24 protein-coding genes and 1 pseudogene are annotated in these 18,798 nt (G+C 53.9%); 4 read left to right on the top strand and 21 right to left on the bottom strand.

All coding sequences use genetic code 11. From position 1 onward, the window contains the following. Positions 1-14: 14 nt before the first annotated feature. From KDX39_RS25860 to KDX39_RS25780, 17 genes are all read right to left on the bottom strand, one after another. Entirely contained in the window at positions 15-1,658 is a 1,644-nt protein-coding gene (locus tag KDX39_RS25860; protein WP_046235801.1) for a type IV secretory system conjugative DNA transfer family protein, read from the bottom strand. Continuing rightward, on the bottom strand, positions 1,658-1,897 hold the full coding sequence (locus KDX39_RS25855; RefSeq protein ID WP_057457502.1) for a hypothetical protein: 240 nt from the start codon (positions 1,895-1,897) through the stop codon (positions 1,658-1,660). Before KDX39_RS25855 ends, KDX39_RS25860 begins: the two co-directional genes overlap by 1 nt. 124 nt (positions 1,898-2,021) lie before the next feature. After that, positions 2,022-2,378 (bottom strand): hypothetical protein, encoded by a 357-nt coding sequence (locus KDX39_RS25850; RefSeq protein ID WP_046235803.1) that lies wholly within the window; start codon positions 2,376-2,378, stop codon positions 2,022-2,024. Positions 2,379-2,387: 9 nt separating this feature from the next. Continuing rightward, complete coding sequence (virB11, locus tag KDX39_RS25845) at positions 2,388-3,419, bottom strand: P-type DNA transfer ATPase VirB11 (RefSeq protein ID WP_057457503.1); 1,032 nt, start codon at positions 3,417-3,419, stop codon at positions 2,388-2,390. A gap of 9 nt (positions 3,420-3,428) precedes the next feature. Further along, a complete protein-coding gene (locus tag KDX39_RS25840; RefSeq protein WP_231662323.1) occupies positions 3,429-4,787 on the bottom strand; it encodes a TrbI/VirB10 family protein in 1,359 nt (452 codons plus the stop codon). Further along, entirely contained in the window at positions 4,774-5,583 is an 810-nt protein-coding gene (locus KDX39_RS25835; RefSeq protein ID WP_046235765.1) for a TrbG/VirB9 family P-type conjugative transfer protein, read from the bottom strand. Before KDX39_RS25835 ends, KDX39_RS25840 begins: the two co-directional genes overlap by 14 nt. After that, a complete protein-coding gene (locus tag KDX39_RS25830) occupies positions 5,573-6,361 on the bottom strand; it encodes a virB8 family protein (protein WP_231662322.1) in 789 nt (262 codons plus the stop codon). Before KDX39_RS25830 ends, KDX39_RS25835 begins: the two co-directional genes overlap by 11 nt. Positions 6,362-6,398: 37 nt before the next feature. Next, positions 6,399-6,704 (bottom strand): conjugal transfer protein, encoded by a 306-nt coding sequence (locus KDX39_RS25825; RefSeq protein ID WP_082100731.1) that lies wholly within the window; start codon positions 6,702-6,704, stop codon positions 6,399-6,401. A gap of 67 nt (positions 6,705-6,771) precedes the next feature. Then, positions 6,772-7,704, bottom strand: coding sequence for a type IV secretion system protein (locus KDX39_RS25820; protein ID WP_231662321.1), 933 nt, complete (start codon positions 7,702-7,704; stop codon positions 6,772-6,774). A gap of 10 nt (positions 7,705-7,714) precedes the next feature. Continuing rightward, positions 7,715-8,068, bottom strand: a complete 354-nt coding sequence (locus KDX39_RS25815) for a hypothetical protein (protein WP_046235768.1) — start codon at positions 8,066-8,068, stop codon at positions 7,715-7,717. Between the two features lie 32 nt (positions 8,069-8,100). Continuing rightward, positions 8,101-8,787, bottom strand: coding sequence for a P-type DNA transfer protein VirB5 (gene virB5, locus KDX39_RS25810; protein WP_231662320.1), 687 nt, complete (start codon positions 8,785-8,787; stop codon positions 8,101-8,103). Then, a complete protein-coding gene (locus tag KDX39_RS25805) occupies positions 8,784-11,282 on the bottom strand; it encodes a VirB4 family type IV secretion system protein (RefSeq protein ID WP_231662319.1) in 2,499 nt (832 codons plus the stop codon). The genes virB5 and KDX39_RS25805 overlap by 4 nt, the downstream gene beginning before the upstream one ends. Beyond that, on the bottom strand, positions 11,197-11,673 hold the full coding sequence (locus KDX39_RS25800) for a VirB3 family type IV secretion system protein (protein WP_231662318.1): 477 nt from the start codon (positions 11,671-11,673) through the stop codon (positions 11,197-11,199). The genes KDX39_RS25805 and KDX39_RS25800 overlap by 86 nt, the downstream gene beginning before the upstream one ends. Positions 11,674-11,685: 12 nt before the next feature. Continuing rightward, positions 11,686-12,021, bottom strand: a complete 336-nt coding sequence (locus KDX39_RS25795) for a hypothetical protein (protein WP_046235804.1) — start codon at positions 12,019-12,021, stop codon at positions 11,686-11,688. Beyond that, positions 12,021-12,728, bottom strand: a complete 708-nt coding sequence (locus KDX39_RS25790) for a lytic transglycosylase domain-containing protein (RefSeq protein ID WP_046235771.1) — start codon at positions 12,726-12,728, stop codon at positions 12,021-12,023. The genes KDX39_RS25795 and KDX39_RS25790 overlap by 1 nt, the downstream gene beginning before the upstream one ends. A gap of 12 nt (positions 12,729-12,740) precedes the next feature. Next, positions 12,741-12,983 carry a hypothetical protein gene (locus KDX39_RS25785; protein WP_046235772.1) on the bottom strand — a complete coding sequence of 81 codons (243 nt, stop codon included), beginning with the start codon at positions 12,981-12,983 and terminating at the stop codon, positions 12,741-12,743. An 88-nt stretch (positions 12,984-13,071) separates the two neighbouring features. Next, positions 13,072-13,584 carry a transcription termination/antitermination NusG family protein gene (locus KDX39_RS25780; protein ID WP_046235805.1) on the bottom strand — a complete coding sequence of 171 codons (513 nt, stop codon included), beginning with the start codon at positions 13,582-13,584 and terminating at the stop codon, positions 13,072-13,074. Positions 13,585-13,800: 216 nt separating this feature from the next. On the opposite strand from KDX39_RS25780, the gene KDX39_RS25775 reads away from it, so the two are divergent. Continuing rightward, positions 13,801-14,196, top strand: a complete 396-nt coding sequence (locus KDX39_RS25775; RefSeq protein WP_231662316.1) for a helix-turn-helix domain-containing protein — start codon at positions 13,801-13,803, stop codon at positions 14,194-14,196. Positions 14,197-14,207: 11 nt separating this feature from the next. Here KDX39_RS25775 and KDX39_RS25770 read toward each other — a convergent pair whose 3' ends face one another. Then, the gene (locus tag KDX39_RS25770) at positions 14,208-14,405 is read right to left on the bottom strand and encodes a hypothetical protein (protein WP_046235774.1); all 198 of its coding nucleotides are present in this window, start codon (positions 14,403-14,405) and stop codon (positions 14,208-14,210) included. 97 nt (positions 14,406-14,502) lie between these two features. Beyond that, entirely contained in the window at positions 14,503-15,603 is a 1,101-nt protein-coding gene (locus KDX39_RS25765) for a polyamine ABC transporter substrate-binding protein (RefSeq protein WP_231662315.1), read from the bottom strand. Positions 15,604-15,711: 108 nt separating this feature from the next. On the opposite strand from KDX39_RS25765, the gene KDX39_RS25760 reads away from it, so the two are divergent. Beyond that, positions 15,712-16,485, top strand: coding sequence for a helix-turn-helix domain-containing protein (locus KDX39_RS25760; protein WP_046235776.1), 774 nt, complete (start codon positions 15,712-15,714; stop codon positions 16,483-16,485). Positions 16,486-16,562: 77 nt separating this feature from the next. Then, positions 16,563-17,627 carry a hypothetical protein gene (locus KDX39_RS25755; protein WP_231662314.1) on the top strand — a complete coding sequence of 355 codons (1,065 nt, stop codon included), beginning with the start codon at positions 16,563-16,565 and terminating at the stop codon, positions 17,625-17,627. A gap of 104 nt (positions 17,628-17,731) precedes the next feature. Here the strand turns inward: KDX39_RS25755 and KDX39_RS25750 are convergent, their stop codons facing one another. Both KDX39_RS25750 and KDX39_RS25745 read right to left on the bottom strand, forming a co-directional pair. Continuing rightward, positions 17,732-18,082 (bottom strand): type II toxin-antitoxin system RelE/ParE family toxin, encoded by a 351-nt coding sequence (locus KDX39_RS25750; RefSeq protein ID WP_046235778.1) that lies wholly within the window; start codon positions 18,080-18,082, stop codon positions 17,732-17,734. A 12-nt stretch (positions 18,083-18,094) separates the two neighbouring features. Beyond that, on the bottom strand, positions 18,095-18,343 hold the full coding sequence (locus KDX39_RS25745; protein ID WP_003436790.1) for a type II toxin-antitoxin system prevent-host-death family antitoxin: 249 nt from the start codon (positions 18,341-18,343) through the stop codon (positions 18,095-18,097). Between the two features lie 320 nt (positions 18,344-18,663). Between KDX39_RS25745 and KDX39_RS25740 the strand changes: the two are divergent. Then, positions 18,664-18,798: pseudogene (locus tag KDX39_RS25740) on the top strand (tyrosine-type recombinase/integrase); the annotation flags it as partial.

The following is an 18,798-nucleotide window of genomic DNA, read 5'->3' as shown; positions in this document are numbered from 1 at the left end:
GGGGACTACATCGGTTAGCGGGTATCGTGAGCCTGCATAGGCTCAGGATCCGGCTCGACCTCGGGAGGCAGAGCCTTGTCCGCTTCGACCTGGACGGGTTTGGACGCGGTCTCTTTGGGGTTCCAGCGCTGCCGTTGTTCGGCCTGCATAGGCTTGGTGTCGGCCACTGCCACCCTGGCTTCGACGGTGCGGACCGGCACGGTGAGCGCGTCGATTTTTGAGGCATCACCGACAGGCAATGGCGGTGGCGGCAGCTTTTCTCGCGACTTGAACACCTCTTCCTCGTAGTAAAAAATCTTGCGAGCCAAAATCTTAAGGGCGGGCGTAGTTTTGGTTCCTTGTACGAAGATCAACTGTTTGTCATAAGGCAGCTCGTTGATGTCTTGGGGCAGCATCAAGGGCCGGGGCTGTTCGCTGTAACTGTCTGTTTGGCCTCGCGCACCCACCTCGTGCTTTTGCCTGTTCAACGACTGGTTATGGACGCGCACCGTGGTGTTGCCCAAGCGCCTGCTGTACTCCTCGGCCAGCTTGATATCACCAGGGGCGAACACGATTTCGTTGTGAATCGCCTTCATGATGGCGTTGGCAGCTTCCTCGCCATAAATAGCGCGCAGCTGATCCTTTCCCTGAAAAATGAAGAAGAACCTCAGCCCCGCGCCTCGGGTCAATGCAGGCGCAGTCTCCAAGATTTCAATACGGCCCATGATGGCCAGCTCATCCATCAATAGGGCCAACTGGTACTTGTAGCGAAGCGTGCCGTCTGCACAGTGGCCGCCTTGCTCTGGTATGACTTTGGAGTTGAGCCGTATGGCCTGGGTGAAGAACAAATTCATCAGCGGGCCATACTTCTTCAGCGAACCCTCGGTGACGCTGAAGTACGCGGTCATCTTTTCTTCACGGGCTTTGGACAGGTCGATGTCGTCCCCTGACACTGCCCAGGCCACCGTCTTCTCGGCATACACCGACAACACGTCGCGCACGATGTCCACGGTGGTGGACCATCCGCTGCTCTTGTTTTTCGAGGCCTCAAGTACACCGTTTAGCTCGCGCAGTGTTTCAACGGTCAATGCATTAGGGCCGGTGCTGCGCAGCTCGATGATCTGTTGGGCCCACGTCCCCATCCCGGTACCCAAAGAGCCAATTTCATAGGCTTGGGGCAACGTGAAAGGCATGTCCGGCGTCTCCATCAGAAACAGCAGTACGGCGGTGAAGACGTTGCCCGCCTTGTTGTACCACTCCTGGTTCTTGGGGTTGTCGGAGACGAACAGCACCCTGGCAATCGTGCGAATCTCCCCCAGCCGGTAGAGTGGATCGCGGTTGATCGCGCTCAGGGGGTTCCAGCGGTGCGTTTCCAGGCGTTCCGGCGAAAAGCGGTAGACCTTGTGACCTGCTGATGCACGAAACCCCGAGGTGATTTCCCAGTTTTCGAATTTCGGATCGTTGACCACCATTGAATCGGGGTAACTGAGCAGGTTCGGGATCACGGCCCCGACTCCTTTCCCGGTGCCTGGTGGTGCGGCCAGCATCACGAACTGTTGCCCGTAACTGGCCAGAAACGAATCCTCAGTGGGGTGCTTGCCCAAGAGGAACGCGGGATGCTCATCGATCCGTTTTTGTGGGTTGGTCGGGCTGATGGGTTTGGATTTAGCTCTGGCCATCAGCGGCTCCCTGCTTGACGCTCAATCGCCTGGGCTTCGTTGCTTTGGGCCTGAAGGCTTTGTTGCAGGGCTATGGCCACCTGCTGATTGGCCTGGATCTGCCTGAGCGATGCATTGATCTCATCGAGCTTTGCGAGTGCGATATAAATTCCCCAAGCTGCAATGAAGACAACGCCCAGCGCAATGGGCGAGGGCAAACCCAAAAAGAGAAGGGGTTTCGATTCTTTTGATTGTTCCATTGGGGCTCTCCTGCAAGGTGCTTCCGGACACAGCTCGCCTACAGGCGGCTGATAGCCGTCTGCGTGGCGGTGCATGGAAAGGTTTGAAAATGCGTGAGTATCAGGGGCGATGCGGGTGCAATGCCTACTTGCTGGTGTTCTTGTACTCGCCTTGATACTCGAACTGGCGCAGCTCGCGGTTGTTGGCAAAACGGGCATCACCGTGCAGCGAGGTCTTGGGATTCAAGCCTATGAAAACGGCCATCAGCGTGATGCCGACCGGCAAGAAGGTGAGGGCAGCGGTCACACACCATGACCACGGCACATACAGCATTCGCATGTCGTTCCAGGGCAGCTTGCGGGCATCCCACAGCGTGTCCCAGGACAAGCCCGCAAAGTGGCCTTGAGTCAGGTGCAGAAACATCGCCCCCCCTGCGTACAGTCCGATCACGAAGCACACAGCCATCATGAACACGATTGATAACGAGACTTTCCACCACATGGCGCTCTCCTAGGCGGCTCGTAGACGCTGGCCATTGAGCAAGGCCAGCTTGTGTTGGGGTTCGTAATGCACTTCTTCGATGTAGGTATCTTCCATGTACACCACCACGTCGAACGAAGTCCGTACCAGGCGTTCGATGTACTCGTAATCCAAGCCTTTTCCGATCTCCGATTGCTTCACCAGGCCGCACACACGGGCATAGCCAGCTTCACTGTCGTTGGCATGCGCGGTGGTCACTGTGCCCTTGGTGCCGGTGTTTAGAATCTCGATGAAATGCCACACCTCGTCACCCGTCAGCTCGGCCAGAAACAGGTGGTCGGGCTTCATCCGTAGCGCGCTGGCCACCAAGGCTTTGGGCGTCACCACATGGCCATAGAGCAGATGCACATGGTTGGGATGGAAGGGCATGGGATCCTCCAGTATTTCCTGGATAGTGATCATGCGGCGGTTGACCGGAAACATGTCGATCAGCGACTTGCCGTAGGTGGTTTTACCCGAGCCAGGACCGCCAAAGATGATGATGTTTTGCCGATGGGCGATGGCGATTTCCATGAACCGGTGCCAGTGGCCAGCCGCATGGGCCTCCTGCATGTCGCGCTGCCAGTCTTTCAGGGTAAGTATCGGTGAAGCGATGGCCCTGGCCCGGTCATAGCGGCCACTGTTGACGTAATCCATGTGGGTGAAGCGATCCAAAGAGGGTTTTCGAAACGTGGTCGACAGAGTTCCCTTTTCGCATGCCGGGGCCATGACAATCTGGCCCCGCTCCCCGCCAGGCAGCTCCACCGTGTGAATCGGTGAATGAGGGGCCAGCACGCGGTAGTTCAGCGCGCAGAGCGCATTGGCCAGCCGCCAGCACAGGTTGTAAGTGAGCCAAGGCGCTTCCTCGTATTGCCAGCCGTTTGGACCGTCCACCCACAGCTCGTAAGGCCGGTTGATGGCCACGTCCTTGGTGCCCTGACGATTCAGGCGCTCAGTGACGCCTGCCTGGTCGAGGAAGTCCAGGACCAGGGTATCTTCGGTGAGTCCTTGTTCTTGCGTCATGAATACTCCTTAGCGGTTCTCGAAAACCGATGAAAAGTCGATGTCGCGGGCCACGATGACGGTGATGACCGTGCCTGGAAGCAGTTTCCCGGTGTCCGGAATGTTGATGGTGCTGTCCAGCGCCTTGTTGGCCATGCTCTCCACGTTCTGCTCGCTGTTGTTCACCGTGTAACCTCCAGACCCGGAGCTTTTCTGCGTCGTGTTGGACGCGGCCTGAAGCGCGTCCTGGATGAACGACAACATCACCGCACCGCCAAAGCGCTGCATGTAGTGACGATCAATCCAGGCTTCGGTCCCGCTGGCTCCCATGGGGCCTGCACCCAAGCTGTCAATCTTGGCCCGCACACCCGATTGGGTTTCGATTTCGGTCCAGGTGGTGAACACGCTGGTTTCGCCTGGCCCAACCTCAACCGTCTGTTCACCGGTGAGCTTGTCACCTGCAGCCGCAATCACCGTGGAGCCATCAGCGGAATACAGCGGATCGGTTAGGCGACAATCCACCATCCCTGGGTGAGTGCTGATGATTTCGGTGTATAGCGCGCAGCGCGTGTAGGTGTTGTGGCTGACCAGGTACTTGCGGTTCGGTGCCAGGTACGCCCTGGCCGGGGTAAAGGTGGTGCCGCCTAGGTTGCTCAGGCTGCTGCGTTTTCTACTGGACGATTCACCGCCCAGGTCGCCGCTCGATCCGCCAGGAATACCGTCCAGTAGTGAAGGCATCCCGGAGGGCTGATTGGTGGACGGCTGTTGCGGCTGTGTATCCGCAGCGCCGGTGCCCATCGCATCTTCCGAGGTGACGAACAGCTCTACGCCTAGCTTGCGCTGCCGGGGAGTCAGCACCACGGGTTGGGGCTGGCCGGTCGCGCCAGGCGGTGGCGGCGCACTCGCGGCGGGGCCTTGACCGGTCTTCCCACGATTGGCGTCTTCTTTATCCTTTTGCTCTTTCGCCAATCGCTCTCTTTCCTCCCGCGCTTTGTTTTCCTCGGCTGCTTTGTCGGCGGCCAGCTTGGCCTCCCGAGCCTTTTTCATGCTGTCGTCGCTGCCCAGATTCACGTCCAGGGTCGCGTCCTTCTTGACCTTGGTTTCATCGACCTCGGAGCCGGTGGTTTTCATCTGGGAAATGGTGAAGTACCAGAGTCCGGCAATCCCCAGCAGACCTAAAAACACTAGCCCGACCAGGCCCAAATAAAGCGTCTTCTTATTTTGGGTATCTCCTGTGCGTTTGGCCCGTATATCAAAGGCCCCACGGGCCTGGGTGCTGGCTTGCTCGGATGCCGGGGCATGTTCCGAGATCGCTGCTGGCTCGGGCGGCCCTATGCTGTCCGACCCTGGTGTGCTCTCCGGAGTTTGGTCATTGTCATTGTTCTGCATGCTTGAGCTCCCGAATCTCGCCGGTGGTGGTCCCGTTGAAGTTGTACCCCGTGTTCACCTGGGCAGTAGGCCGGGCCTCTACAAGCAGGCCGTTAAGGCGAAAACGAAACAATCGGCTGACCCCATGCACCACGACCACGTTCTGTTCATTGTGCATGTCGGCCACCGTTTCGGTGCCGTCTGGTAGAACCTGGTACAGCGTCGGACGAGGGCCATTGCCGGTAAAGCGGAAGCAGGTCAGCATGCCGTTGTCCCAGCCCTCATACGGCCCTATGGACTTGCTCTCTGCGTTCGAGCGCTTTTGATAGGGGCCGTTTTGCACCGGGCCGTCGCAGGGATTGCCGAGGTCACGGCGTACATCGCCGGTCTTTTTCGGCGGCGCGGGGTAGGTGAAGCGCAGCGCGTAAGTCATGTCCGCAGCCCGGTTCACCAGTTTCAGTTCCAACAGGTAGGTGTGCCGATTGGTGTTGATCACCAGGTTGGTATTGGGCTCCTGGTCGGTGATGGGTTTGATGGCCACCAAGTTACCGGCCTTATTCGGACCGATGGACCAAGCTTTTGGATCGCCTGACACCATCAAGCCCGAGGCCTCATTGATCGTCTCGTTGGCCGGAAGCTGAACCAGCGAGGTACGACCCACCGAGGCCTGGATGCGGTACACGTTGTCCGGGCTGTAAACAGCGGTCTGCACGCGCCGGTCCAGTGCCGAGCCGGTACCCATGCTCTCGGCAGAGGCGGGCAGACCGGACGTAAGAAGCAACAAGGCGGTGAGGCCTGAAGCGGCTTTATTTACCATTGGACACCCCCACTTCCTGGGTCAATGTGTAGGCCTTGATCCCGAAGCCACGGGGGTTCAGCCACTGGTCACCGGCTTTTTTTGCGGGGTTTTTGTAGTCGTAGGTCACTGTGGCCACCCAGGTCACAGGGTGCAGCTGAGGATCGGGGACGCCATTGCGGTCCAGCACGGTTTTAGTGATCCGCACCTGGGCGGTGCCTTCCCGGTCTTTGCGTTCCAGGAAGTTGATATTGTTGATATCAGTGCGTATCTGCCGGTTGGTCCCCAGCACTTCCAGATAGCCTTTGGAGGACAATTGGAAGTTGCGGTACTCGGCAAAGGTCTCGTCATATGACATCAACTTGACCATGCCGTAATTGGCATCGTTACTCGAAAAGTTGTAGCTCTCGCGAAAGCGCGTATAGGTAGAAAGCCAGAACTCGTCATCGATCTGCTCCGGTGGCTTGCCTTTGTCATCGGCCCACACCACGTCCGTGTAGCCGGAGTTTCTGTCTACACGTACAAGGCCAAGTTCTACGGTCTTGAGCGGGGTCAGGCCCATCACGGCGGCGACTGACATGACGGCAATTGCCCCGAACACATAATTCAACCGCGTTGCTCGTTTGGTCTTGGCCTTTTCATCGGCAGCGATGTGTTCCTCGAAAAACCGCGCTGCATGGATAAATGCCTGTTCGGCCAGGCTGATTTCTTTTGCTGTAGCCGCATCGATGCTGGTACGGGCGGCCAGTTGCCGCTCCTGGTCGATCACGTCCTGTTTGGATTTTCGTAGCTTTCTCATAAGTCACCTAAACCTGGACAAACACGCGCTGCGCGGATCAGTTCGCGGAGCATTTAAAGTCGTTGGGCGGGGCCTCGGCAGGCTTTGCCGGGGAGGCGGTTACCGGGCGCTTTTGCTGGGTAGTCTTGAGCGGCGAATCCTGGGTAGCGGGGCTTGCCGCTGGCTGTACCCGGCCGGGCACGGGGCGCGGAGCAGTTATCACCGCTGCTGGCGCAGGTGCAGGCTTGTGGGTGAAGGGCATGTCTTCCCACTGCCCTTCCGGTTCGGAAAGTTTGGGTGCAGAGCCACACCCGGACAGCAAGGCAGCCGAAAGCAGCCCGCTCAAAGCAAGTTTGAAATTCATAGTGGAGTACCTGAGAGAAGCGAGGGTGTTGCGAGTAGAAAGAGGGCGCAGCCGGTAAAGCATTATGCTACTTGATGTTGTTGCGTCCTCCCCGCAGCTTGGAAATGCCAGCGGCGACACCGCGAGTCATGCCTTTTGCTGCACCAAATCCTGATATTCTGCTGGCCATTCCGCCTCCGGAGGGACCACCTCCCATGATGGAAGCTGCTTGCCCTGGCAGTTCGATGACAAGTGCTGTGAACGTGCAAAAGACAACCAGAATAGTGATATTCCCCTGCAGAGTTGTATTCAACTCTCCACCGGTAATCATCACGGTATTGATGAAGCCAATTTCTATAGCAAGGACGACTGAAATAAGTACCTGAGCCAACATAAAACCTGCGATGGCTGATACCCAACCCCAGAAGTACTGTTTGGTCTGATCGAACAGTAGAAAGGCAATGAACAAAGGCCCTACTGCCACAATAGCCGTAGTAGACACCTTTAGTACAAAAAGTGTGGCGACGGCGGCGAGCAAGAACGGGATACCTCCAAGAACGTAAAACACCACGCCCTGAATGCCCAGCCAAATTTTAGCAAAGCTGGTTGTGACGATATTGAATTCCATAGCCCCGATCAGGGCTTCTAGGTTCGAAGCATATACAACAATTAAACTGTCGATCTGATTAGTTTGCTCGCCCTCTTGGCCAGACATAATCCCCCCCATCCAATTTGGAAAGCCGGTGACAAAGGGCACAATCGTCTGAACGTACCACTCCAGGTTAAACGCACACGCTGCAATGAATGCCATTTTCGCAATTTCTTTCGCTACATCTTCAAAAGCGACATTCATGCCCCGGTACAACCACTGAATATTTCGAAGCGTGAAGTGGATCAACCACATGGTTCCAAAGAGCGCTCCAAGCCCAAGCATCACCTTGGCCATCCCAGTGACCAAGGCACTTTGCAGAGCGGCATCAACGAAACCAAACAACGTCTGGGCTATTTTTGTTACGTCCATGCCGCCTCCACTATTTTGATCGGGTATAGGTGGTGTTATCAAAATAGATGACATTACCTTCCAAGCGCATGGTTGCAAGACCACCAGCAATGCTTAGGACACTGTCCGCGTCTGCTTTGGCTTCGAACATCTGCATGCTTTTTTCTCTTTTTCCATGCCCCAAAATATCATCTGTTGTTTCAAGGTTTATATGAAATATTTCTCCATCTTTTGAGATATCCATTACAAAGCTTGGCTTGCCCATCCTTTTGATATTTTCTCCAGTCCACCGCCCAACAAATCCTTGTCCTTTATCATCACTACAACCGGACAGTGCCAACGCAAACAGCAACAAACAAATTACAGCACTCAATTTATTAAACATAGGTCATATTCCCTTGTGAACTCGGTAGTTAATCAATCGTAGCTAGGCCGCACGCTAGTTTTACCCTTCATGTAATCACTAAACGCCTGTGCCCGCTTTTCATTTTCCATTTTCTCTTGCTGTTGCTGAAGCATCTGCATGTTGGCCAGCCGCATCTGCTGGTTTTGCTGTTCGATCAGCTCCTGCTGGTAACGCAACTGTAAATCCTCCTTCTGCTGTGGGGTCGTCACCTCATTCAACCGGGCACGTAACAGCTCGGCGTTCTTCACCCGTTCGGTGCTGGCGTTGTAATTGCGCTCCAGCGCATCGGCAGCCGACATCATCTGGTCGAATTTCGCCTGCACGCTGGCATTATCTGAGGTTAAGCCGTAGCGGTCACGCAAACTGGCGATGTCCCGTGCCGTGCCGTAGACATCGGCCCAGTCCCCCATGGGCATCACCTTGTTCAAGGCGGGGTCGTTCAGGAACCCACCTAGCATGTCGTTGCCGGTGATGATGCTCTTGTAGTGGTTGTACTGCTGCGCGGTCTCGCGGATGGCGTCCTTGGCCGTCGCCAGCGCGTCCATTGCCTGCTTGGCCTGGGCCAACGCATTCGCCTTCAACGCGAGCAGGTTGGACGGATCCAAGACTGGCACACCTGGTACTGCTGCGTGAGCAGCAGGCAGGGCAGCGGTCAACATGAGCGCGCTCAGCGCGTAAGCAATCATGTTCTTTTTCATGACGCATCCTCGATTTCGTTGTGTTCCTGAAGGGCTTTCCAGCCTTTTTGAAAGGTCGGTAGCCAGCGCTGTGCATCTCGCGTGTTCATGGATTGGCGCAGGTTTTCGGCGTAGTCGAACGCCGGCAGCCATACAGCGGGATCGTCGGTGTTCAACCATTGGCGCACGGCCTCGGCCACCAGGAACGCATCGACCCAGACCATGGGATCGGTCGTGCCTAGGTGTTGCCGAATACGCTCAGCCACTGCCAGGTTCTTTTGAGTGGCGGATAACAGCGGCAACCAATACTTGAGCGGGCCGTCCAGCTCCATTTTCAGCTTCACCGTCTGGTGCCCCTGTTGCACCACCATTTCCCGGCTCAGCGGTCCCATATCACGCACGGCCTCAAACACCTTGCCGGTGACGCCGAACTTGGCGTAGCTCTCGGCCTGGGCTTTCTTGTTTGGGAGCCAGATAGGCGTTGTCACTTGTTGAATGACGGCTGCTGCGTAAGGCGTCGCCAGTGCTTGCTCGGGGTACTGGGTGTCCATGATCAGGATTTCCCCGCGCATGCGTCCGCTCTGCAGGACCTCTTTGATTGCGTCCGCCGTGCTTTTGAACGACAGCGGTGCCCAATACTCGGCCACCACGTTCAACAGCAGATTGCCGGGGCGGGCTTCGTGCATTTCGCGTTTCATGTAGAACAACGTGTTCAGAAACGCTTCCATGACTTCGGGGTGCTTCTCGGCGTAGTCGTTTTTGAGCAACTGCGTGCAGTCAAAGGCCAGACGCCGGTAAGTCTGCGCATTGAACTGGTTGATCGGCGAGTCCAGAACCCAGGCGTACTGACCTTCGCGGCCTTCACCGGCCAAACGGCACCATTTCGACAGCCGGGTGTGCAGGCAATTGCCACCCCGATGGGGGATGTTTTGCAGCAGCAGCGACATGCCCCGAAGTCGCACATTGGTATGCGCCATGACCGCTTCGACCGAATCCTTGATCGTGCGCTGGTCGGCTTCATCGGTCTTCGCTGGACCACCGGCGCAGCACAGCACCAGATCATTCAGCATTTGCCGCAACCCAGGACGGTCGTGAAACTGAAACGGGTTGACGCCGGTGAAGTGCCCAGGCTGCACGGTGTAATACTCGGCACCCAACCCACACAGCAGATGTCTCAAAGACTCGTTGTAGTCGATGCTGAAAATCAGCGGATCGAAGCGGCTGAGAAAGGTCAGCAGGATGGCCTCAGCGGTGGTTTTACCCACCCCCGTTTGGCCTGTGTAAACCGCATGACCTGGCAGCATTTCACCGAGGTTGTTCTGGCCGGGTGGGCTGTCATGCACGTTGAGCACATATAAGGCCTTGTTGACCGTCAGCACCGGCATCACGCCCGTTCCATCACCGATGGGGTTGCCCTTGACCTTGCCAGTGGGAGTGGAGTGCAGGGAAAAGCTGCACGCCAGGTTCTCGGTCGACTTCATCATCGGGTACATGGCCTCGGTCACACCGGGGAACTGCGTGTACCAGGTGTCGATGTTGCTCATGGTCGAACGCACAAAGGTCGCGTCACGCACCGTGAACACCGACGCCATTTTCGTGCCGTTCTCGATGGCCTGGTCCGGGGTGTTGCCGTAGACGATCAGCGAGGCGTGATAACGACCAAACGCCTTGTCGCCCAGGGTGATGGCATCGATGGCATTTTCAAGCTCTTCGGTTTGCTTTGAATCGCGCTCGACAGAACCCAGATCCGCCACGTGCTTTTTGAATTTGTCCTTGGCCTTGTTACGGTCTTCGAACAGAAACGTTTGCACCAGGGTGAACTCGAACTGCTGCTCGATGGCCTCGTCCCACATACCGGGGTAGGTACCGCCACTGGGGTAGTCGCGCAGGTCAAAGGTAGTCGCGAAACGCTGGCCACCCCGATTGGGCCGGTTCTCGACAAAATCGTAGTTTTCGAAGTTGGTGACGCTATCAATGATCGCGTCACCCAAGCGGGTGTCGCTGACCAGCACGTCTTTTTCGTGCCCGTTGATCAACAGGCTGAAGTAGCGCCCGATCTGCGAGAACAATGCACCGTGTTCGCTTTCCTCAAGGCCCATGATGACCGGGTCATATTCGGCCAGCAACGTAGAGGAAAGTGACAACAGGTCGCTCATACGCTCGATCCCTTCATCAACCTCGCGGTACTTGAGGATCAGGGCAATGCTGTACCCGACCTGGAAGAAGGTGCCGTTGCGAAAGGGTGCGGTGTAAGCGTCCACGAAGTCCTGCAGCGCGGGCAGCGGCAAAGTGTATTGCGTGTCCAGCTCGATGCCTGTCTTGGTGATGTAGGTTTGCAGCATCAGGTGCTTGCCTTCCTTTTTGCCCAGGGCCAGGAAGTAGCGGTTGAGGTTATGAAACAGTTGGATCAGTTCGTTATCACTGCGGGTTTCACTGGAAACCCCCTTTAACTGGATCAGGCTCACCAGGCGGTTGCCGGGTAGGGTCACCATGTGTTCGTGGACCGGATAGCGCATCAATGGCACTTTCTTTTCCGGGGGCATAACGCTTGTGTGAAAATCGTGCGCCATAGAATTCGCTCCATTGCGGATTAAAAGGGGTCAGCAACAACGGTTTGCCGTACTTGAGGTTCAGCCAGAGACGCCGCCGTGCGAAGCGGATACGGCGCAAATACTGAGGATCGATCAGGCCCACGACCCTCAAGGCGATGAGGGCAATCAGGAATGGGGAGGCAGCGACCAGGCCCCACACCCAGGACAGCAGGAACGTCGCGGCAACACCGAAGACCAAGCCGCCCATTAGCAACCCCACCATGGGCATGATGGGAATGTTCCAGAACATCGCAGGCCGACTCATGGCGTTGTAGCTTTCGAAGGTCAGTTTCTTGAGTACTTCGTTACTGGCCATAAGCGCTCCTGATCAACCCGGCACGCCAGTGCCGAACACCTGCCAGGCAGCTGTGCCCAAGGCCACCGAGCCTCCGACCACCAGTAACACACCCATCGACTGCAAGTAGTCCATGAAGGTGTGCGAGCGGTCGCCCGTGGAGCGAGCAATCAGCCATTGGGCACCTGACCAGATCAGGCAACACAGGCCCAGTGTGCCCGCCAGGGTGTAGAGGCCAAGGCGGATATTGCTGCCCCACTGGTTCAGCGTGCTGAGCCAGTCGGCGGAGGCGATGCCAGGCAGGCAAGCCAAGGCCACAAGCAAAATGCCCAGCTCGCCTTTATTAGGCACAAGGGTACGTTTGATCATCATTGATCCTCTTTGGGGGGAGTTGAGGGTTCTTCAGGGGATACAGCTGGTGAAGCTGGAGCAGTGGGTGGAGCAGGAACAGACGGTGGTGCCGGTGGCAGATAGCGCGGGTACTGGCGCAGTACGTCCCAGCTTTCGTAGGTCGGATCAACGGTGGACGCTGGGGCCTGAGCGCGCTGGTGCTTGTTCGGTTCAGGTGATCCGCCTTCCAGCGCAGGGACCGTCACGGTGGTCGTGCCTGCATTGGCCAACACACGTTGCACGTGGCTGCTGCCACCAAATTCGGCCTCGGCCTTAAAGCCACGTTTGGGGTTGCCGCTGTAGTAACAGGAAATGGCTTTGTGCAAAGCGCTTTGCACATCAGGATCGGTTTTCCTGGCCTTTACATAGCAGGCCTGTAGCTCTCGCGCTGCCATGCGCAAGTTGGTGCAGGGTTCGAACACAGGTTCGGGTCGGCTGACATCGAAATGCTGCCGGTTGATTTGGCCCAGGCCGATGCTGAAGTCAGCGCCCTCTGCGACCAGCTTTTTCACCGCCAATACGGCTTCATCCAGGCTCTGCGGTTGACGCGGCAACACTTTGCCGCTCACGCCGATGGCATAGGGATTGAAGGAGGATTCTGTCTTGACGATGGGGGTCAGCGTGTCTGGGTGTATCGAGGGAGCGCATTGCATAGCCAGGGCCAGAAAGGCACTGGTGGTGAGCATTACAGGTTCCTTTTAATCTGAGGCCGTAAGAGGTTTGCCGGGTACCGGTTTTTTGGAGTCTTCAATCAGCTGCCCAACGGCCATTTCAAGAAAATTATCGATCAGATACCGAGCGAGCTCCGAGGGTGAAATCTGCCTGGAGCTTTGGGTTTCATAGCTCACCCGTATCGCAGCTTTATTCAGCGCCTCCACCCTGATCGGTCGGATATATACGCTTGATGTCTTGGTGGTTGCTTCATCTTCGGATGACGCCATGGGAACTCCTAAGGGCTGTGAGAACGCAAAAAAACACCGCCAGGCGAGACCTGGCGGTGAAATGGGAAATCGTGGAAATAGGTAATGCCTAGGCGGCATTTACCGTCGAATAGAAAACGGTCCCAGAACGCCCGACAAGGCGCTCCAGCGCGGCGTTCTGCGACAGAAGCGCGAAGAAAGCCGCCCTGCGGGCAGCTTCAGATTTCATGTCTATGATCAGACGGAGCGTTTTTTCTAGCTCTGTCGGCACATTGCGAAACTCGATGCAATCGAGTGAACGGTTAGATCGAATCAGCGAAGCAGCCTTTAATTTCTCTACCGTAGAGTCCTGCAAAACACAGGTTCGACCGCCGAACTGAACGAACCCATGAGCACCATTCAACGCTGTGATGGTTGTGGTGTGTGTCACCTCGGGATCGAACCGTAGCAGCAGATAGCCAGGAAACAAACGAACCTCCTTTTCTATCGACGAAGGGCGATCCGTACGTTTGCGAGAGGTAATTCTGACGGGGGAATACACCTCAACGTCTAACCGTTCTATCAATGTCATAAGTGACTGATAAACGGCAGAATTATGCATCAAAACGTGCCAGTTTTTCATAATCAGAACCTTTTGATCAGGCGCTCTTTCGAATTCCGGAACCGCTGGGCCCAGGGGAGAATCATGAGCCATGGAGAGCCGGCTCTATCCGCTTCTGGATCGAAGGAGCTCAATCAGGAAACGGATTTCTAGGAAACAAAATAGATGGAACAGAAAAAAAAGTAAACACTTTTGTATCTAATAGACACATTTGTGACTTTGTGAAGGCGCAAGCAGATGAAATTATTGGTTTTTTTTGGAGACGCTGTGGACACTCTCAGGAGCGTGGTAGGAGCAAAAATCAAAGCCCTTCGGAAGTCTTCTACGTTGAGCCAAGCGGACTTGGCGGAAAAGATTGGCTGCGACGCTCCGCTGATAGGACGTTACGAACGAGGCATAAACCTGCCTGGCATCGAGCAGTTGGTAAGAATCGCAACCGTTTTTAACGTCTCTCCAGGAGAGCTGCTACCTGGTGGCCAAGATGTTCTACGCACGCGATTGATATCGCTCCGACAAGAACTTTCAGAAAAAATCAACCAGGTCGATTCTCCTGAAAGTCTTGAGGAAATCATCCGTCTTACCGATAAATTCATCGCATACAATAACCCGTCCAAAAAGACACAGTCTGAATAGTTGAAAACTCGTTAAATCAGGCCATATTTTTGAGATAACTCCTCTATACGGCTTTTTCTCTGAAAGTTATATATACTCGATTGCAAATCTAGAGGTAAGAAACCGTCTGCAACCAACGCAGCATATTTCTCATCCATTCTAACGAGTTGTACCAGCTCTTTGATTTCATCCCGGTGTGGTTTTTCTAGCACAGCGACTGAGGTAGTCATAGCTGATTCTGTCCTCGAATCTATACCATCACTTGAGCGTTCTACTTAGACGAATCTACGCAAAACGCGCTCAATATTCACGGCAAAAATTTCCGGCTTAAATACCACTCTTCACTTTGACCCAAACGCGTGTGCGAATTCGCTCTAGCTTCAACGGAAGGGGCTCTAAAGGGAAAAGCCTACTAATAGTATCTTTATCCAAATAAACCGAAGCGTTATCTCTAAGTTTTGGCTCTACAAACTGCTTTGCATCTTTATTAGCACTAGGGTAAAGGGTGTGATTTGAAGTTTTAGCAATCACTTCAGGGCGCAACATGTAGTTTATAAACGCCATGCCTTCTTGTGGATGAGGGGCATCCTTCAACAACACCATATTCTCTGACCATACCAAAGCGCCTTCGCGAGGGATGGAGTATGCTATCCGACGTCCAGTTTTGTTTTTCTCATTCAACTCTTGCGCTGCAAGCGCACCATTTGCCCATCCTACAACCATACAAATATTACCATCAGCCAGATCAGCATCAATTTTAGATGAGTCAAAATAGCGTACATAAGGACGAATCTTGAGCAATAAGGCTTGAGCTTTCTGATAGTCGTCTGGGTTTTTGCTGTTGTGAGGCAGACCAAGGTAGTGCAAGGCAATCGAAATAATTTCACTCGGAGAGTCGAGCATTGCTACACCGCACTGCTTGAGCTTACTGATGTTCTCTTCCTTGAAAACCAAATCCCAGCTATCTACCGGAGCGTCATTGCCTAGCGCTGACTTTATCTTATCAACATCATATCCGATACCGGTAGTACCCCAAAGGTAAGGTACTGCATACCGATTTCCAGGGTCATTGATGGAAACCTTGGCCAGTATTTCGGAATCAAGGTGTGGCCAGTTGCCAAGCCGACTACGGTCCAAAGGTTGGAGTACTCCGGCAGCGATCAAGCTCGGCAAAACGTTTGAAGTAGCTACCACTACATCGTATCCCGTGCGTCCAGCCATAACCTTGCTTTGCATGATTTCGGCGCTGTCGAAGGAATCAATCAGCAGTTGGCTGCCGGTTTCGCGTTCGAATTCATCTGGAGTATCGGGTGCGATGAAGCCATACCAGTTGTACAGATGTACGCTTGGCGGGCTTGCGACCGCAATATTCAACCCAACACTGAACAAAGAGGCCGTCATGAGGGTCAATATGCGAACGTTTTTCATAGGCCTACTCCATGCCATTGGTCAGTACCACTCGGTAGGTACCGAATCCATGAGAGCGCAATATAAACGCATTAATTCAGGTTTTAAATAACCCGATAGGGGTAGAAAATGCCAAACCAGCTCCATGGCCAAATTTGGCACAGATCGATAGCGAATCTAATCGAGAAGCTCAACCGGCCTGAGTTTTGGAACTCGCTAGTCAGACTGCTAAAGGAATACGCTCCAGTTGACAACTGGGTCGTGCTAATGTTTGGCAGCGAAGGAGTACAGGCAATTTGCTATCCTGATACTGCAGATGAAGAAGAAATAGATGGACTACTCAACCGCTATGTCAAAGGCCTCTACATGCTGGACCCTTTTTATATAGCTAATCGCGAAAATCAGCAAAGCGGTTTTTTTCACCTATTGGATATTGCACCTACCCACTTTTTGGAAACAGAATACTATCATCTATATTTTGAGCATTTTGTCTCGGTAGATGAAGTTCAGTACAACGTTCAACTTAATTCTGAAAAAACACTTTGTTTATCCATGGGAAGCAAAAGTCGTTTCACCCAGGAAAATATTGCTATATTCGAGTTAATTAAACCATGGGTATTAGCTTTGATGAAGCAACGTATAGCTTCTGATACTGAAGAAAATGAAAGCTCTCGACCTCAGCAGTGGCAGGACAAGATTCTAGAACTTGCGCCACAACTCACGGGACGGGAGATTGATGTTTTAAAACTAGCTTTAAGCGGTTTTTCAAATAGCGAAATAGCTGGAAAGCTTTCAGTATCCCCAGAGACCGTGAAAGTGCATCGAAGAAATTTTTACGGCAAGCTCAATATAAAATCTCAATCTGAACTTTTTGCTTATTTTTTCCAAAGCACCATAAGTTAAAGCCATTTTCCGATAGCCAGTTAGGTATATATATGACTGAGACATCACTGCCGTCCTCAACCAAGACGCATTCCACAATGGATCTTGACATATCTCCAGAGCTGAATCGTGCAGTGCAATCTATCGTCTTTAATAAATACCTAATCGACCGTGCTGTATCTGATCACGGCGCGAGTATGCTTGCTCGCGATCTACATGATGGCGCTTATGGTCCTCACGTACCGATGTCGTTCATATGCTATGTTTTGCCCTTTCACCGCGCCTGCGCACGCACAGACGACGGCAGCCCGTCGTATCAGTTTGCTTCAGTACCTACCGCTAACACACTGGGGTGCAGTTGGCGGTGGCGCCGTAAGAGCCTTGATAAAAAAGCAATAGAAAAGTGTCGCGATCATTTGTCTGACTTCGGTGCAATGGTGAACGGTAAGGTAGACGACGCGACCTATGCCTGGGTTAAGCCACTTGGTCTTTTCGTGCCTAGCGAGGGCAAGAACCGTGTCGACTTTCTGCGCGAAGTAGGCGTCGAATCGATACCTGCCAGAGTTTACGAGCGTACCTACCCAGAACCCTCCCGAATTACAATCTACCGCATACAGGTAAGCGCATTCTCTGCGACATGGGCGGTACTGGACGGGCGCTGGGTTGAGAACATACCCAACCCAAGCTGGACACTACCTTTAATGAAAGCCTATGGCGTGAAGGGGCCGGTGCCTTGGCCGAGTGGTTTTCCTGAGCCAGAACAGATACAGCTCGCATTGTTTATGCCCAAAGGCATTACTTCCCCACTGGGAAATCCAGAATTCGGGGACGAGCCGGTAGTAGACCTCAAAACGGTGATAGCCACTCAGAACTTTGAGGATGAGTCAGTGCGAGCGTCAGTATTCGATCTGCGTGATGCAAAGATTGATCACCGTGTCTGGCAAATCTCGCTTGGCATCATGCTTACGTGTTTTGTACTGCTCAGCCTGGTGCCAGATGAATTTACTGAAGCCCGCATTTTCGTTGGGATGGCGTTAGGTGCTGCAATGATGGGGGGTGTGATGCCCTACATAGTACCGTTTTTGACAACTAAACGACGCAGTTTGGCCCAAAAACAATATCTGCCTCGAACCAAAGCTCCTAAGAATAGCCGACGTATGTAAAGGGAATGCGTCTTTACTAGACGTCCCTTTGTTAGCAGATTGCTGTCGAAGCTCTGGACTGGAGCGAAATCAACCTAGGTGGTGCGTCTTTATCCACCGAGACACTAAATAGGCTGAAGCAGACAGTAGCGGATGAGAGCCTGCTCCACACTCTGTTTCCCGCCTAATACGAGCAATACGGCAATGACGTTATTACCATCTGAATCCATGACCTCGTAAAATATCCGGTATCCGTCAGTGTTCAACTCACGATAGTGCAGTACACCCAGCTCACTCAATTGAGGACTGACCGGGTAGCCTAATGGGGTAGACAGGAGCTTGTCCTGAATGGCATCGATCAGGGTATCTATGCGTTGAGCAGCTGATGAGAATCCCTGAGTGACCGCCAGGTGTTCGACCTGGTCTTCGAGGCTTTGCTGGGCAACCTCGGTAAAGCGCAGTGCAAACGTATTCATTGATGCTCCTATTTATTTATGGGCAAACCTCCTGCTCAGTCGGGCTTTGAGTTCGTCAGTGGAACAGTGCTTGCCTTGGGAGTACTCGCGGGAGCTGATTGCCAGAAGCTTCACCAAGGCAATTGACTCATCGCGGCGCTTACGATCAGCGTAAGACTCCACCACGTAGGCCGGGACACCGTTTTGCGTGACAACCAAAGGCTCATCGAGAGGCAGGTCGGCTGCGTTGCGTTTCAGATAACTTATTGTTTCAACTCGCATGAGTTGAGACCTCCTTCATAGTTGCACCGAGGAACTGATGCATAACGCTTGGCTGCTTGCGCATTGCCGAAGCCGCATATTCGAAGCCCAAATATAGACCAAATATAGTCTTTTTCCAATTTTTATTTTTCCTTCCGAATCGAGAACATTGATTGGGGTGGAAAAATGACCCACTCTGATTTTTCTTATTAGTGGTGATAAAATAGGTTATCACCAATTTTTGCCGTTTGTCGGTTTCAGGACCAGCGACCGCAACTGACGTTGCTTTCGCGACTAGATCCATGACCAATGATCGCAACCGGGTCAATCGAGAGAACGACATGCAAGAACTGACGAAAGCCCATCACAATGATCACCGTCGGCTCACGGCGGTCGAATTTCAGACGCTGGCCCAAGTTCCGGCCGCGGTCGAGTGGTTTGCCAACCTGGATAACCCTCGAACACGACGTGCCTAC

Origin of the sequence: Pseudomonas sp. CDFA 610 (assembly GCF_021147865.1) — a bacterium.
In the GTDB taxonomy this organism is placed as follows: domain Bacteria; phylum Pseudomonadota; class Gammaproteobacteria; order Pseudomonadales; family Pseudomonadaceae; genus Aquipseudomonas; species Aquipseudomonas alliivorans.
The sequence above is the reverse complement of the archived record's forward strand: the minus strand, read 5'-3'. Positions and strand labels throughout refer to the sequence as shown.

Excerpts from the sequence above, each read along its gene's own strand:
- KDX39_RS25835 (WP_046235765.1), bottom strand. The coding sequence starts at position 5,583 with ATGGTAAATAAAGCCGCTTCAGGCCTCACCGCCTTGTTGCTTCTTACG.
- KDX39_RS25860 (WP_046235801.1), bottom strand. The coding sequence starts at position 1,658 with ATGGCCAGAGCTAAATCCAAACCCATCAGCCCGACCAACCCACAAAAA.
- KDX39_RS25780 (WP_046235805.1), bottom strand. The coding sequence starts at position 13,584 with ATGAAAAACTGGCACGTTTTGATGCATAATTCTGCCGTTTATCAGTCA.
- KDX39_RS25850 (WP_046235803.1), bottom strand. The coding sequence starts at position 2,378 with ATGTGGTGGAAAGTCTCGTTATCAATCGTGTTCATGATGGCTGTGTGC.
- KDX39_RS25795 (WP_046235804.1), bottom strand. The coding sequence starts at position 12,021 with ATGATCAAACGTACCCTTGTGCCTAATAAAGGCGAGCTGGGCATTTTG.
- KDX39_RS25825 (WP_082100731.1), bottom strand. The coding sequence starts at position 6,704 with ATGAATTTCAAACTTGCTTTGAGCGGGCTGCTTTCGGCTGCCTTGCTG.
- KDX39_RS25775 (WP_231662316.1), top strand. The coding sequence starts at position 13,801 with ATGAAATTATTGGTTTTTTTTGGAGACGCTGTGGACACTCTCAGGAGC.
- KDX39_RS25855 (WP_057457502.1), bottom strand. The coding sequence starts at position 1,897 with ATGGAACAATCAAAAGAATCGAAACCCCTTCTCTTTTTGGGTTTGCCC.
- KDX39_RS25745 (WP_003436790.1), bottom strand. The coding sequence starts at position 18,343 with ATGCGAGTTGAAACAATAAGTTATCTGAAACGCAACGCAGCCGACCTG.
- KDX39_RS25790 (WP_046235771.1), bottom strand. The coding sequence starts at position 12,728 with ATGCTCACCACCAGTGCCTTTCTGGCCCTGGCTATGCAATGCGCTCCC.
- virB5 (WP_231662320.1), bottom strand. The coding sequence starts at position 8,787 with ATGAAAAAGAACATGATTGCTTACGCGCTGAGCGCGCTCATGTTGACC.
- KDX39_RS25770 (WP_046235774.1), bottom strand. The coding sequence starts at position 14,405 with ATGACTACCTCAGTCGCTGTGCTAGAAAAACCACACCGGGATGAAATC.
- KDX39_RS25785 (WP_046235772.1), bottom strand. The coding sequence starts at position 12,983 with ATGGCGTCATCCGAAGATGAAGCAACCACCAAGACATCAAGCGTATAT.
- KDX39_RS25830 (WP_231662322.1), bottom strand. The coding sequence starts at position 6,361 with ATGAGAAAGCTACGAAAATCCAAACAGGACGTGATCGACCAGGAGCGG.
- virB11 (WP_057457503.1), bottom strand. The coding sequence starts at position 3,419 with ATGACGCAAGAACAAGGACTCACCGAAGATACCCTGGTCCTGGACTTC.
- KDX39_RS25800 (WP_231662318.1), bottom strand. The coding sequence starts at position 11,673 with ATGGCCAGTAACGAAGTACTCAAGAAACTGACCTTCGAAAGCTACAAC.
- KDX39_RS25840 (WP_231662323.1), bottom strand. The coding sequence starts at position 4,787 with ATGCAGAACAATGACAATGACCAAACTCCGGAGAGCACACCAGGGTCG.
- KDX39_RS25750 (WP_046235778.1), bottom strand. The coding sequence starts at position 18,082 with ATGAATACGTTTGCACTGCGCTTTACCGAGGTTGCCCAGCAAAGCCTC.
- KDX39_RS25805 (WP_231662319.1), bottom strand. The coding sequence starts at position 11,282 with ATGCGCTATCCGGTCCACGAACACATGGTGACCCTACCCGGCAACCGC.
- KDX39_RS25755 (WP_231662314.1), top strand. The coding sequence starts at position 16,563 with ATGGATCTTGACATATCTCCAGAGCTGAATCGTGCAGTGCAATCTATC.
- KDX39_RS25820 (WP_231662321.1), bottom strand. The coding sequence starts at position 7,704 with ATGGACGTAACAAAAATAGCCCAGACGTTGTTTGGTTTCGTTGATGCC.
- KDX39_RS25815 (WP_046235768.1), bottom strand. The coding sequence starts at position 8,068 with ATGTTTAATAAATTGAGTGCTGTAATTTGTTTGTTGCTGTTTGCGTTG.
- KDX39_RS25760 (WP_046235776.1), top strand. The coding sequence starts at position 15,712 with ATGCCAAACCAGCTCCATGGCCAAATTTGGCACAGATCGATAGCGAAT.
- KDX39_RS25765 (WP_231662315.1), bottom strand. The coding sequence starts at position 15,603 with ATGAAAAACGTTCGCATATTGACCCTCATGACGGCCTCTTTGTTCAGT.